Source organism: Stenotrophomonas maltophilia R551-3, from assembly GCF_000020665.1.
Classification (GTDB): domain Bacteria; phylum Pseudomonadota; class Gammaproteobacteria; order Xanthomonadales; family Xanthomonadaceae; genus Stenotrophomonas; species Stenotrophomonas maltophilia_L.
In genome coordinates this window covers 4,515,001-4,528,554 of sequence record NC_011071.1, presented here as the reverse complement: position 1 = coordinate 4,528,554, position 13,554 = coordinate 4,515,001, and the positions used below count along the sequence as shown (strand labels likewise).

At 67.9% G+C, this 13,554-nt stretch carries 11 protein-coding genes (1 of these 11 only partly in view); 9 read left to right on the top strand and 2 right to left on the bottom strand.

What is annotated here, in order from left to right; all coding sequences use genetic code 11:
- Positions 1-34: 34 nt before the first annotated feature.
- The 3 genes from SMAL_RS20380 to SMAL_RS20370 are packed head-to-tail and all read left to right on the top strand — an operon-like array spanning position 35 to position 5,589.
- Positions 35-1,504, top strand: a complete 1,470-nt coding sequence (locus SMAL_RS20380) for a DUF3375 domain-containing protein (RefSeq protein WP_012512535.1) — start codon at positions 35-37, stop codon at positions 1,502-1,504.
- Entirely contained in the window at positions 1,491-2,192 is a 702-nt protein-coding gene (locus SMAL_RS20375) for a DUF4194 domain-containing protein (RefSeq protein WP_005411692.1), read from the top strand. Before SMAL_RS20380 ends, SMAL_RS20375 begins: the two co-directional genes overlap by 14 nt.
- A gap of 16 nt (positions 2,193-2,208) precedes the next feature.
- A complete protein-coding gene (locus SMAL_RS20370) occupies positions 2,209-5,589 on the top strand; it encodes an ATP-binding protein (RefSeq protein ID WP_012512534.1) in 3,381 nt (1,126 codons plus the stop codon).
- 96 nt (positions 5,590-5,685) lie between these two features.
- Here the strand turns inward: SMAL_RS20370 and SMAL_RS20365 are convergent, their stop codons facing one another.
- Positions 5,686-6,465, bottom strand: coding sequence for a sulfite exporter TauE/SafE family protein (locus SMAL_RS20365; RefSeq protein WP_012512533.1), 780 nt, complete (start codon positions 6,463-6,465; stop codon positions 5,686-5,688).
- A gap of 103 nt (positions 6,466-6,568) precedes the next feature.
- Here SMAL_RS20365 and SMAL_RS20360 point away from each other — a divergent pair, with 103 nt between their 5' ends.
- Positions 6,569-6,961, top strand: a complete 393-nt coding sequence (locus SMAL_RS20360; protein ID WP_004141396.1) for a YchJ family protein — start codon at positions 6,569-6,571, stop codon at positions 6,959-6,961.
- Between the two features lie 3 nt (positions 6,962-6,964).
- On the opposite strand, the gene SMAL_RS20355 is transcribed toward SMAL_RS20360, so the two are convergent.
- Positions 6,965-8,245: a GGDEF domain-containing protein gene (locus SMAL_RS20355; RefSeq protein WP_004141399.1), complete on the bottom strand. Its 1,281-nt coding sequence runs from the start codon at positions 8,243-8,245 to the stop codon at positions 6,965-6,967.
- Positions 8,246-8,395: 150 nt separating this feature from the next.
- Here SMAL_RS20355 and egtB point away from each other — a divergent pair, with 150 nt between their 5' ends.
- The 5 genes from egtB to SMAL_RS20330 form a co-directional block, all read left to right on the top strand.
- Positions 8,396-9,667: an ergothioneine biosynthesis protein EgtB gene (gene egtB / locus SMAL_RS20350; protein WP_012512531.1), complete on the top strand. Its 1,272-nt coding sequence runs from the start codon at positions 8,396-8,398 to the stop codon at positions 9,665-9,667.
- The gene (egtD, locus tag SMAL_RS20345) at positions 9,664-10,638 is read left to right on the top strand and encodes an L-histidine N(alpha)-methyltransferase (protein WP_012512530.1); all 975 of its coding nucleotides are present in this window, start codon (positions 9,664-9,666) and stop codon (positions 10,636-10,638) included. Before egtB ends, egtD begins: the two co-directional genes overlap by 4 nt.
- An 84-nt stretch (positions 10,639-10,722) precedes the next feature.
- Positions 10,723-11,991 (top strand): lytic murein transglycosylase, encoded by a 1,269-nt coding sequence (locus SMAL_RS20340; protein ID WP_012512529.1) that lies wholly within the window; start codon positions 10,723-10,725, stop codon positions 11,989-11,991.
- A 40-nt stretch (positions 11,992-12,031) separates the two neighbouring features.
- On the top strand, positions 12,032-12,898 hold the full coding sequence (locus SMAL_RS20335; protein WP_012512528.1) for a D-hexose-6-phosphate mutarotase: 867 nt from the start codon (positions 12,032-12,034) through the stop codon (positions 12,896-12,898).
- Positions 12,899-12,948: 50 nt separating this feature from the next.
- A protein-coding gene (locus SMAL_RS20330) for a DUF2628 domain-containing protein (RefSeq protein ID WP_012512527.1) crosses the window boundary here: on the top strand, positions 12,949-13,554 show its 5' portion. Its footprint extends 168 nt past the window's final position; the window shows 606 of its 774 coding nt (coding positions 1-606); its start codon is at positions 12,949-12,951; its stop codon lies off the right edge, out of view.

Below are 13,554 nucleotides of genomic sequence, written 5' to 3'. Positions count from 1 at the left end.
CGTCCTCGCCAGTCCCCTCTATTACTTTCGCTGCATGAAGCACCGCGAACGAATTTCCCGTTACCGCCATCTGCGCGAACAGCCCCAGTGGAAGCTGCTCGCCGCCGACCATGCCCCGGAAATCATCGGCCTGCTGCAGGGCCTGCTGATGGATGGCGAGCGCACGCTGCCCTCATCGGTGCTCAGTGAGCGCCTGCAACGCGCGCTGGACCAGCTCAACGGCGATGAACTGTCGCGCGACCTGCCGCGCACCGCGCAGGCCTACATCGCGCACTGGCTGGCCCAGGGCTGGTTGGAGCGCCGTTTGCCCGAAGGTGCCGACCAGGAGCAGTACGAACTGTCGACCGCGGCGCTGCAGGCAATCCGCTTCGCCGACGGCCTCGAGCAGGCCCGCGTGGCCGCCACCGAAAGCCGCCTGGCGCTGGTCATCGAACAGCTCTCGCAGCTGGCCGCGCAGACCGAATCCGATCCGGATGCACGCCTGTCCGCGCTGCGCGACGAGCGTGACCGCATCGACGCCGAGATCGCCCGCGTCGGCGCCGGCCGCGTGATCGCGCTGGACGGCAAGCGCGCGCTGGAACGTGCGCGCCAGATCATCGGCCTGGCCGACGAACTGACCGAGGACTTCCGCCGCGTACGCGACGACTTCGAGCAGCTCAACCGCGATTTCCGCGAACGCATCATCGACGACGAGGGTGAGCGCGGCGATGTGCTGTCGCAGCTGTTCGAAGGCGTGGACGTGATCGGCGAGAGCGATGCCGGCCGCAGCTTCCAGGCGTTCTGGCGACTGCTCAACGACGCCGAACAGAGCGCCCAGCTCGACGCTGCGCTGGAAGCGGTGCTGGCGCGTGGCTTTGCGCGCCGCCTGGACCGCAACGAACGCAACTTCCTGCGTGGCTTCACCAGCACCATGCTTGAGCGTGGCGGCCAGGTGCACGACGTGCTGCAGAACTTCGCGCGCAGCCTGCGCGGCTTCGTGCAGAGCCGTGGCTACCTGGAACAGCGCCGTCTCAACCAGTTGCTGAAACAGGCGCAGTCCGAAGCGCTGGCGCTGCGCGACGAGTTCCCCGCACAGCGTGGCATCGGCCGCGACCTGCAGCTGACCACCAGCCGCCTGCGTTCGTGGTCGCAGTGGAAGCTGCATGATCCGCGCAGTGCCCAGGTCGATGGCAACGTCGAATACAACGACGCCGCCGCGATCAGCCTGGAAAGCGTCGGCGATCTGGTCGCTTCATCCGAAATCGACTTCCGCACCCTGCGCCGCGACCTGCACGACCTGCTCGATGCACAGCCGCGGCTCAGCATCGCCCAGGCCCTGTCGCAGCGCGAGGCGCCGCAGGGTCTTGGCAGCGTCATCGGCTATCTGTCGCTGGGCACGCGCTTCGGCAACGTGATCGCCGGCGAGCAGGAGCTTGCCGAATGGCGTGGTGGCGACGGCCAGATCCGTCGCGCCCGCATCCCGCTGGTTTGGTTCACCCAGGAGAGACGCCATGAGCTGGCATGAAGATCCCATCGACGCAGCGCAGGCCGACGTGGCGGAAGACGCCTACGAAGCCGAGCCGGTGGCGGCCGTGGCACAGCCCCGCCGTGGCAACGACGTGTACTACCTGGGCGATACCGGACGCCTGCCGCTGGATGCGCGCCGCGCGCTGTGCCAGCTGCTGATCGGCCCCAGCATCGACCAGCTGCGCCACGCCAAGCTGTGGCCGGCGCTGATCCGCAGCGAGGCGGCCATCCGTTCGTCGCTGGCCGACCTGTTCCTGGAACTGGTGCTCGACCGTGACAGCGGTGTGGCCTTCACACGCCAGGCCGATACCGAAGACGTTGATGCGCCGGTGCTGCTGCGTACCTCACCGCTGACCTTCATCGATTCGGTGCTGCTGCTGTACCTGCGCCAGCAGCTGGCCGAGGCCGATGCGCGCGGCAACCGCGCAGTGGTGGCCGACGCCGAGATGGCCGAAGCGCTGGCCATCTACGAAAAGAACCTGTCCACCGACCGCGCCGGCTTCAACCGCCGCGTCGCCTCGGCGGTGCAGAAGATGAAGGACAACCACATCCTGACCCGCCTCAGCGGCCAGGAAGACCGCCACGAAGTCTCGCCGGCGCTGAAGCTGCTGTTCTCCGCCGAAGACGTGTCCCAGCTTTCGGCGGTCTACCGCCAGCTGCGCGAAACCCCGGCCGCCGAGGCCTGAGAGACCCTAACATCGCATGGCTATCTCCAAGCACACTCCCGCCCTGTTCAACGAAGGCCTGCCGGATCCGCGCCTGCAGCAGTTCCGCATGCGCCGCCTGCAGGTGCACAACTGGGGCACCTTCAACGGCCTGACCGAAGTGCCGATCGCCGAGCGCGGCTTCCTGTTCGTCGGCCGTTCCGGCTCGGGCAAGTCGACCCTGCTCGATGCCATGTCCGCGCTGCTGACGCCGCCGGCCATCGTCGACTTCAACGCTGCCGCGCGTGAAGCCGAGCGCAGTGGCCGCGACCGCAACCTGGTGTCCTATGTGCGTGGCGCGTGGGCCGACCAGCAGGACAGCGGTACCGGCGAAATCGCTACGCAGTACCTGCGCAAGGGCGCGACCTGGACCGCACTGGTGCTGGAATACCGCGCCGGCGACGGCCGCGTGGTCAGCCTGGTGCGCCTGCTGTGGATCTCCGGCAACGGCACCTCGGCCGGCGACGTGCGCAAGCACTACATGATCGCCGAGCGTCCGTTCGACATCGCCAAGGATCTCGGCGGCTTCGACCTGGACCTGCGCAAGCTCAAGCAGAAGCTGGCCGACCTGCACCACTTCGACACGTTCTCCGGCTACGCCGAGCGCTTCCGCGACCTGCTCGGCATCGACAACGAGATGGCGCTGCGCCTGCTGCACAAGACGCAGTCGGCGAAGAACCTGGGCGACCTCAATGTCTTCCTGCGCGACTTCATGCTCGACACGCCGAAGACCTTCGACGCCGCCGAGCGCCTGGTCAGCGACTTCGCCGAACTCGATGGCGCGCACCAGGCCGTGGTCACCGCTCGCCGCCAGGTGGAAACCCTGCTGCCGGCACGCGCCTACTACGGCGACCTGAAGCAGATGCACCGCCAGCGTGGCGACGATGAAGCGCTGAAGCTCGGCGTCGACAGCTTCCGCGAAAGCCGCCGCCAGGCACTGATCGAAGCACGCCTGCGCGAGATGGACGTGCGTGACCGTGGCCTGCTCGGCGAAGAAGCCCAGCGCCGTGCCGCGCTCGACAACCACACCGAGCGCCTGGCCGAACTGGAGCTGCAGCGCCGTCAGCAGGGCGGTGAGCGCATCGAGGAACTGGAACGTGAGCAGGGCCGTGCCGAAGCCGAGCGCGACCGCCGCAAGGCCAAGCGTGACCAGGCCCAGGAAGCGGCACAGCAGCTGCAGGCCGAACTGCCCGATGACGCCCATGGCTTCGCCGAACTGGTCGAGCGCGCGCAGAACGAACTGCAGGACCGCCAGCGTGCCTCGGCGGCACTGGACGATGCGATCAGCGATCGCCTCGGCGGCAAGCGCGACGACGAGCGCCGCTTCGGTGAAGTGCGCAGCGAACTCGAAGCGATGCAGCGCACCCCCTCCAACATTCCGGCGCCGATGCAGAAGCTGCGCGCACGCCTGGCCGAGGAAACCGGCATCGCCGAAGCGGCGCTGCCGTTCGTCGGTGAGCTGATCCAGGTCCGCTCGGAAGAGCAGGGCTGGCAGGGTGCCATCGAGCGCGTGCTGGGCGGTTTCGCGTTGTCGCTGCTGGTCGATGACAAGCACTACAACGAGGTCGCCGAGTGGGTGAATCGTACCCACCTGGGCATGCGCTTCACCTATTACCGCGTGCGCCGCAACGATGATGCGTTCGCCCGTGAGCCATCGGCGAAGTCGCTGCTGCACAAGCTGGAACTGCGCGACCACGTGTTCGAAAGCTGGCTGCGGCGTGAGCTCGGCAAGCGCTTCGACTACGAGTGCGTGGATGCCAAGCAGCTGCGCAACGTCGACCGCGGCATCACCCGCGAAGGCCAGGTCAAGCATCCGGGCGACCGCTTCGAGAAGGACGACCGCAGCGCGGTGGGTGACCGCCGTCGCTGGATCCTTGGCTTCAACAACCACGACAAGGTGGGCGCCTTCGAGCGCGAAGCACAGGAACTGGCCAAGCGCATCGCCAGCTGCGAGACCGATATCGCGCGGCTGCGCGGCCAGCGTGACCGCGACAATGAACGTCGCCTGGCCTGCCACGAACTGGTCAGCATCAGCTGGAACGAGATCGACATTGCCGCCCCGCAGCAGCGCCTGAGCGACATCGAGGCCACCCTGCGCGACCTGCGCGAAGGCAATGCCGATCTGGCCAAGCTGGCCAAGCAGATCGACGCCGTGCGCGCCGACATCGAGCAGTCCCGCCGCACCTATGAGGACGTCCGCGTCGAGCGCGGCCAGCTGGTCAAGGAACGAGATCGCTTGGACCGTGCACGCCAGCAGAGCCGTGCACTGGTGCTGCCGAGCCTGGCCCAGGAGCACGAGGCTGGACTTGCCGAGCGCCTGCAGGAGCAGGGCCCGCTCAGCCTGGAAACGCTGGAAGCGCACATGCGCCAGGTCAGCAACGCACTGAACGAGCAGCTGTCGTCTTCGCAGCAGGACCTCAACCGCATCGAGAACCAGCTGATCGGCTGCTTCCGCCGCTTCATCCAGCAGTGGCCGGAGGAATCGGGCGACTTCACCGTGTCGGTGGCCTCGGCCGAAGACTTCCTGGCCCGCCTCGAACGCCTGGAGCGTGATGGCCTGCCGCAGCACGAAGAGCGCTTCTTCGACCTGCTGCAGAACCAGAGCAAGAACAACCTGCTGGCGCTGCAGCGTCACAGTGCCGAGGCCCGCAAGTCGATCGGCCAGCGCCTGGACGAAGTGAACGCGAGCCTGGAACAGGTGCCGTTCAACCGCGGCACGCTGCTGACCATCGAACTGAACGATCGCCGCCTGCCGGAAGTCGGCGAGTTCCACCTGCAGCTGCGCGAGGTGCTGTCGCAGCAGCAGACCGAGCAGCGTGAGCTGGCCGAATCGCAGTTCACCGTGCTGCGCCAGCTGGTCAACCGCCTGGGCTCACAGGAAGGCGAAGACAAGCGCTGGCGCGAGCTGGTGCTGGACGTGCGCATGCACGTGGAGTTCATCGGCGTCGAGCTGGATGCGGAGACGCGCCAGCAGGTCGAGATCTACCGCAGCGGCGCTGGCAAGTCCGGCGGCCAGCGCCAGAAGCTGGCCACCACCTGCCTGGCCGCGGCCCTGCGCTACCAGCTCGGTGGCGCCGACAGCCAGCTGCCCAGTTACGCCGCGGTCGTGCTCGACGAAGCCTTCGACAAAGCCGACAACGAGTTCACCGCACTGGCGATGAACATCTTCGACAACTTCGGCTTCCAGATGGTGGTCGCCACCCCGCTGAAGTCGGTGATGACGCTGGAACCGTTCATCGGTGGCGCCTGCTTCGTCGAAATCAGCGGCCGCCACGACTCCGGTGTGCTGCTGATCGAGTACGACGAAGAAGGCAAGCGCCTGAAGCTGCCCGAGCGCAGCCGCCAGCAGGCCAACGAACCGGAAGAAGCGGAGGCCTGACCCGGCCGATTGAATGGGAATGCCGGCCAGCGGCCGGCACTACCCATGGGCGGGGTTCATGACCCGGTAGTGCCGGCCGCTGGCCGGCAACCGCACTCACGCTCCGCGCAACGTATCCCACGCCATCCGCGCGATCAGCACCACCACCAGCCCCACGAACAGCTTGCGGATGAACGGCGTACCGCCCTTCAGCGCCAACCGCGTGCCCACCACCGATCCAATGATGTTGGCCGCCGCCATCGGCAGCGCGAACAGCCACAGGATGTTGCCGGTCGGCACGAAGAACGAGATCGCCGCCACATTGGTCGCCAGGTTCACCACCTTTGACGCGGCCGATGCGCGCAGGAAATCCAGGCCGAAGAAGCGCACGAACAGGAAGATCAGGAAGCTGCCCGTACCTGGCCCGAAGAAGCCATCGTAGAAGCCGATCGCCGCACCAATGGCCAGTGCGATGGCCAGCTCGCGGCGGCCGATCTCCTGCGGCCGGTGCAGTGCACCGAAATCCTTCTTCCATAGCGTGTAAGCCAGCATCGCGATCAGCAGCACCAGTACCAGCGGGCGCACCGCATCCTTGGGCAGCAGGCTCACCGCGGTGGCCCCGGCGAAGGAGAAGATGAAGGCCGTGCCAGCCGCGAACAGCACCGGCTTCCACGGGAAGCGCACATTGCGTGCATAGCGCCAGGCCGCTGCACCCGTGCCGAACATCGAGCTGAACTTGTTGGTACCGAACAGCATCGCCGGCGTCTGCTGCGGCAGCACCGTGAACAGGCCGGGCAGCTGCACCAGGCCACCGCCACCGACGGCGGCATCCACAAGGCCGGCGATGAAGGCGATCACCACCAGCCACCACAACTCAGGGGGAACCAGTTCCAGCACGGCGATCAATCAAGGTGGGGGGCGCGACAGCATACGCCTGTCCTGCATCAGCTGACCCGTGCCGCGCGTGGATCAATCCGTGCAACCCGGCGACAATGCCGGCATGAGCCGAAAACCCGCCGATCCCTGTCCCTGCGGCCTGCCCGCCGACTACGCCGCCTGCTGCGGCCGTTTCCATGCTGGCGACGCGGCGCCTGATGCCGAGCGCCTGATGCGTTCGCGTTACAGCGCCTACGTGCGCGGTTTGGCCGACTACCTGCGCCAGACCTGGCACCCGGACACGCGTCCGGCCGAGCTGACGCTGGACGATGCGCCGGGCCAGCGCACGCATTGGCTGGGCCTGACCGTGCACGAGCACACCATTACCGGTGCCGACAGCGCCGACGTCCGCTTCACCGCGCGCTACCGCATCGGCGGCGGCAGCGCGGTGAAGATGACCGAACACAGCCGCTTCCAGCGCATCGAAGGCCGCTGGTACTACCTCGACGCGGTCTGAGCCTCAGCCGCCACGCATGGCCAGCACGCGCTGGCCGGCCTGCGCATGCACCTGGTTGCGGCCCCCGTCCTTGGCCGCGTACAGCGCCTGGTCGGCGGCCTTGACCACCGCCGTCGGCCGCTGGTCCACACGACTGTCGGCCAGGCCGATGCTCACCGTCACCTGCACGACCTGGCCGCTGCCACCGCGTCCGCGTTGCTGTCGACCGGCCTCGTCGTCGCGGCTGCGGGTGCTGCGGTCGCGCAGCTGCATGCGGGTGTCCTCGATACTCTGCCGCAGGGCTTCGACCGCATCGACGCAGGCCGCCGCCGGACGGTCCAGGAACACCACCGCGAATTCCTCGCCGCCATAGCGGAATGCCCGACCACCGTCGCCGACCTTCGCAAGCCGCGAGGCCACCAGTCGCAGCACGTCATCGCCGGTGTCGTGGCCATGGGTATCGTTGAATGACTTGAAGTGGTCCACGTCCACCATCGCGATGCTGTAGGTGCCGCGTGCCCGCTGCAGGGTCTCGTTGAACGCGCGGCGCCCCGGCAGGCCGGTCAGCTCATCGCGGAAGGCCATGTGGAAGGACTCCTGCAGCATCGCACCCAGCACCAGCAGCAGGGCGGCGCAGCTCAGCGCCGGCAGCAGCACCGGCTGCAGGAACACCCGTGGCAGCATCCACCACAGGCACAGCAGCGCCAGCAGCATTGCCGTGTGCAACGGGCGCGGGTGCCGCCAGGCCTGCCAGCCCAGCGCGGCGGTCGCCAGCAGGAACAGCAGCGCCGGTAGCTGCGCCAGCGCGTTCCAGTCGGCCGGGATCCACGCCCAGTGACGGTTCGACAGCAGATCGTGCATGCCGCGCGGCTGCTGCGTGGCCAGCAGCAGGAAGATCAGCAGCGCCACGCTGCATACCACGCCGCGCAGCAGCAGGTCCTGGCGTCGGCGCCCGCGCTCCGGCCACAACGACAGGCCGGTGAACAGCAATGGCAGCCACGCCGAGATGGCATGGAAGCGCAGCGGTGTCAGCGCGCCGACATGGCCGCTGCGCAGGTAGCCGCCGACATCCTGGTGCAGCAGCGCGAACATGACCGCCACCACCAGCAGCAGGCAGAGCGAACGTATCTGGTGGTAGAGCAGGGCCAGCCCCGCGCCGAGGCAGGCCAGCAGCCAGGGCAGGATGCGCTGCGCCGGGCTGGCCACGTCTGCGGTATCCAATGCGGTGCACAGCACCACGGCAACCAGCATGGCGGGCAGCACGAACAGGTAATGCGCAGGCTGGCGGAGCGGATGCAGGGGCAAGCAGGAATTCCAGCGCGGTGACGACGCGGCCGCAGCATTGCCGTTAGCGGCGTTCGTGGCGGCTTCTTGAATGCGGCAGGCTCATCCATGTGAACGAAGTGACGCCGAACCATGACGTCGCACTCACCGTCCAGCGCCGATGCTGCCCACATGGACAGCGTACCCGCCGCCGTCGCTGCCCCGCAGCACGATCTCGCCCGCCAGTTCGCCCATGTACGGACGCGCAGCCTGCAGCTGGCCGCGCCGCTCAGTGCCGAGGACGCCATGCTGCAGAGCATGGCTGACGCCAGCCCGAGCAAATGGCACCTGGCCCACACCACCTGGTTCTTCGAACGCTTCGTGCTGGCGGGTTTCGGCACCGCGCCAGCGCATGACCCGGCCTGGGACTACCTGTTCAACAGCTACTACAAGAGCATCGGCCCGGCGCATGCGCGGCCACAGCGCGGGTTGCTGTCGCGGCCCTCGCTGCAGCAGGTGCGCGACTACCGCAAGCAGGTCGATGCGCAGGTGCAATCGCGGTTGGCGGCGGGCGATCTCGATGAACAGGCACTGCAGCATCTGCAGCTGGGCCTGCAGCACGAGCAGCAGCACCAGGAACTGCTGCTCACCGACATCAAGCATGCGTTCTGGTGCAATCCGCTGCAGCCGCCATATCGCGAAGACCTGCAACCCGTCGCAGGCAACGCCAGCGCTCAGGGCTGGATCGAATCACCCGAGCGCATCGTCACCGTCGGCGCCGCGGCATGGCCGCAGCAGGCCGCGTTCGCCTATGACAACGAATCGCCAGCGCACCGCGTGGTGCTCCCCGCGCACGCACTGGCCGAGCGTCCCGTCAGCAATGCCGAGTACCACGCCTTCATCGAGGCCGGTGGTTACCGGGAGCCGCGCTGGTGGCTCAGCGAAGGCTGGGCGCTGCGCGAAGCCGAGGGCTGGCAGCACCCGCTGTACTGGGATGACGACCTGCAGCGCGAGTACACCCTCGGCGGTTGGCGTGCGCTGGATCCGCACGCGCCGGTCTGCCATCTCAGCTACTACGAGGCTGACGCCTGCGCCCGCTGGGCCGGTGCACGCCTGCCCAGCGAGTTCGAATGGGAAGCGGCTGCGACGTCGCAACCGGTCAGCGGCCACTTCGCCGAGGATGACCACCTGCACCCGTTGGCGGGGCAGGGCAGTGGACTGCGCCAGCTGTTCGGCGATGTCTGGGAATGGACCCAATCGGCCTACGGCGCTTATCCCGGTTTCCGCCCGTTCGCCGGCAACCTGGGTGAGTACAACGGCAAGTTCATGTGCGGGCAGTGGGTGCTGCGCGGCGGCAGCTGCGCCACGCCGCGCGGACATGTGCGCGCCAGCTACCGAAACTTCTTCATGCCGCCGGCGCGCTGGCAGTTCTCCGGGCTGCGCCTGGCCAGGGACCTCACATGAGCACCGTGCATGACGCGCTGCAGGCATTGACCGATCTCACTCCCGGCCGCCAGCAGATCCTCTCCGACGTGGTGGCCGGGCTCTCACGTACGCCGCGGCAGCTGCCGTCCAAGTACTTCTACGACGCACGTGGCTCGCGCCTGTTCGAGCAGATCACCCAGACCCCCGAGTACTACCCCACGCGCACCGAGCTCGCGCTGCTGAAGCGGGTGCTGCCGGACATCGCCCGCAGCGTCGGCCCGCGCCTGCACGTGGTGGAACTGGGCAGCGGCAGCGGCCGCAAGACCGCGCTGCTGCTGGCCGCCCTGCACGACCCGGTGGCCTACACGCCGATTGAAATCTCGCGGGCCGCACTGCTATCCAGCATCGACCATCTGGCCCCGGCGCTGCCGGAGGTGGAGATGCTGCCGGTCTGTGCTGACTTCACCCGCCCTGTCGCCGTGCCCATGCCAGAGCGCGAGCCCGCGCGTCGCCTGTTGTTCTTCCCCGGTTCCACGCTGGGCAACTTTGAAGGCGAAGACGCGGCCGCACTGCTGCGCGCGATGCGCCAGACCATGGGCCGTGACGGGCTGGCCCTGGTCGGCATCGACCTGCACAAGGACCCGGCGCTGATCGAAGCGGCCTACAACGATGCGCAGGGTGTCACCGCCGCATTCACTCTCAACCTGCTGGCCCGGCTCAACCGCGAGATCGGCAGCGACTTCGACCTCGACGGCTTCCGCCACCGCGCCTGCTACAGCACCGCGCGGCTGCGCATCGAGACCGATCTGGTCAGCCGCTGGGCGCAGGATGTGCATCTGGACGGCCGCACCTTCCACTTTGCCGCCGACGAACCGATCCGCGTCGAGTACAGCCACAAGTACACCGATGACAGCTTCGAACAGCTGCTGCAGCAGGCCGGGCTGCAGGTGGTGCAGCGCTGGGATGCCGACGCCCCGGCCTATGGCCTGCGCCTGCTGCGCGCCCTGTAGGACCGATCACCCGCCGGTGCCGCTTCAGGTTCGGCTGCACCGCTGGCCCTAAGATGGCCCTGCACCGGCAACACGGAGGACGCCATGCCCATTCTGATCACGCTCGGCCTGGCCGCCGCCCTCGCCTCGACGCCGGCACAGCTGGCGGCGCCCGATGCCGGCCTCGATCCGGCCTTCAGCCGTTGCCTGGCGGGCCTGCAGGCAACGGCCGCCAGCCAGGGCATCAGTGCCGAGCGCTTCAACGAAATCACCGCCGGCCTCACCCCGGACCCCAGCGTGCTTGGCCTGCTCGACGCGCAGCCGGAATTCACCACGCCGATCTGGGATTACCTGGCCGCGCTGGTCGATCGTCAGCGGGTCGATGATGGTCGCGCGATGCTGCAGCAGCATCGTGACCTGCTCGATCGCGTGTCCGCACAGTACGGCGTCGATCCGACCACCATCGTCGCGGTCTGGGGCGTGGAGAGCGACTATGGCCGCGTGTTCGGCAAGCGCCCGCTGCTGCAGTCCCTGGCCACGCTGTCCTGTGCGGGCCGTCGCCAGGCCTTCTTCCGTGGCGAACTGCTGGCCCTGCTCAAGCTGATCGACCGGGGTGACCTGCAGGCGCAGGGGCTGACTGGTTCCTGGGCGGGCGCGTTCGGCCATACCCAGTTCATGCCCAGCACCTATGCACGCATTGCCGTGGACGGTGATGGCGATGGCCGCCGCGATCTGGTCGGCAGCATTCCCGATGCACTGGCGTCCACCGCCAACTACCTCAAGCGTGCCGGCTGGCGCAGTGGCGAGCCATGGGGCATGGAGGTCCGTATCCCGGCCGGCTTCAATGCCGGCCTGGCCGGCCGTACCCAACGCCGCGCGCTGGCCGACTGGCGCGCGCAGGGCGTGACTGCGCTGGATGGCAGCGCGCTGGCACCGGCCAACCTCCCGGCCGACGCGCGTGCCGCGCTGCTGCTGCCGGCAGGGATCAAGGGTCCGGCGCTGCTGGTGTTCCGCAACTATGACGCGATCTACAGCTACAACGCCGCTGAAAGCTATGCGCTGGCGATCGCCACCCTGGCCGACCAGCTGCGCGGCGGCTCCGGGCTGGCCACCGCCTGGCCGACCGACGACCCCGGCATCGGTCGTGGTGAGCGCCGCCAACTGCAGGCCCTGCTGCTGGCCCGTGGCCACGATATCGGCAGTGCCGACGGCATGATCGGTACCGCCACCCGTCGCGCGATCCAGTCCGAGCAGCAGCGCCTCGGCTGGGCCAATGCCGATGGGCGTGCCGGCCAACGCATCCTGCGCGCGCTGCAGGAAGAGGCGGCCGCCATCGCACCCGCTGGGCAGAAGGCCTTGCCGACGGCACGCTGACCGCGACATCATCGCCGCGGTCTTCAAGGAGCGTCATCGCATGCAGTCGAATCTGGACATCAGCACCGGCCTGTATCACGGGCTGGAGGCCTGGCAGGTGCGAACCGCCAATGCCACGGCGGTCATCAGCGTGTTCGGTGGACAGCTGCTGTCGTTCATTCCGGAAGGGCAGCACGACCTGTTGTGGCTGTCGCCCACGCGCGCCGAACTGCCCACGCCGATCCGTGGCGGTGTGCCGGTGTGCTGGCCGTGGTTCGGCCGCCAGGGCCAGGACGCTGATGTTCCCGCACACGGGTTGGTGCGTACCGCGCGCTGGGAGCTGCTGCAGGCCCTCCAGGGCGATGACGGTGAGGTGACGCTGCAACTGGCGCCACCTCCGTGCGTCGACCTCGGCCTGCGCCTGCAGATGCAGGTGCGCATCGGCCACCAGCTGCATCAGCAGTTGACCAGCGAAAACATCGGGGCTTCGCCGGTGACCTTCACCCAGGCCCTGCACAGCTATTTCCGCGTTGGCGATGCCGGTCGCGTCGAGGTGGATGGCCTCGATGGACTGCAGTATCTCGACAAGTACGAGGATTACGCGCAGGCGCGCCTGCAGCAGGGACCGTGGTCATTGCGTGATCCGCGTGATCCCGGCCGCTGCGATCGCATCTATACCGGTGCCGGCGGCCATTACGTGCTGCGTGATCCCGTACTGCAGCGGCGGATCGAGATCCGCAGCGAAGGCAGCCAGACCCTGGTGGCATGGAACCCGGGTGCGGACGCGGCGGCGAAGATGGCGGACGTTGGCGACGGCTGGCACGATTATGTCTGCCTGGAGGTGGCCAATGCCGGCCCCGAGCAGATCACCCTCGCACCGGGGGAGCGCCACCGGTTGGCACAGACCCTGGCCAGTGCCCCGCTATAGGTGGTGGCAGCAGTTCCAGTTTGATGATGTACGCAGGAAGGATGGAGAACATGCAGGAAGCACAGTGGTGGTATGCCAATGGCAGGCAGAGCAGTGGGCCGGTCGACCTGGCCGGCCTTCGCAAGCTGCAGCAGGACGGGACGGTAACGGCACGCACGCTGCTGTGGTGCGAAGGGATGCCGTCGTGGCGTCCATTGGCCGAGCTGGATCAGGTTTCAACGCCCATCGACGTGGTTCCGGCCCCGGATATCGACGCGGCCCCTGTCGTTGAGGGCATCGCGCCGAGCGTCGGCGATCCCTCCGATCCGTATCGTGCGCCGGCCACTGCACCGGATACGGCAGCGGCGGCTGGGCTGGAGGGCGAATTGGCGCTGTACGCCAGCGTGGTGGGAGGCAACTTCCCGATCTATCGCCAGCGCTGGCGGCTGGATCAAGGCATCGCCACGGGCACTGGCACCTGGCACTGGCCTGCCTTCCTGCTCGGCCTGGTGTGGATGATGTACCGCAAGATGTACCGCCTGGCGGCGATGTGGGCTGGCCTGCTGCTGCTGATCAGCGTGGTGGAGACCTTGCTGGATGTGCCGGATGGCCTGTCGCTGGTCATCACCTTCGCGCTCAGCATCACCACCGGCATCTTTGGCAACAGCTGGTACCTG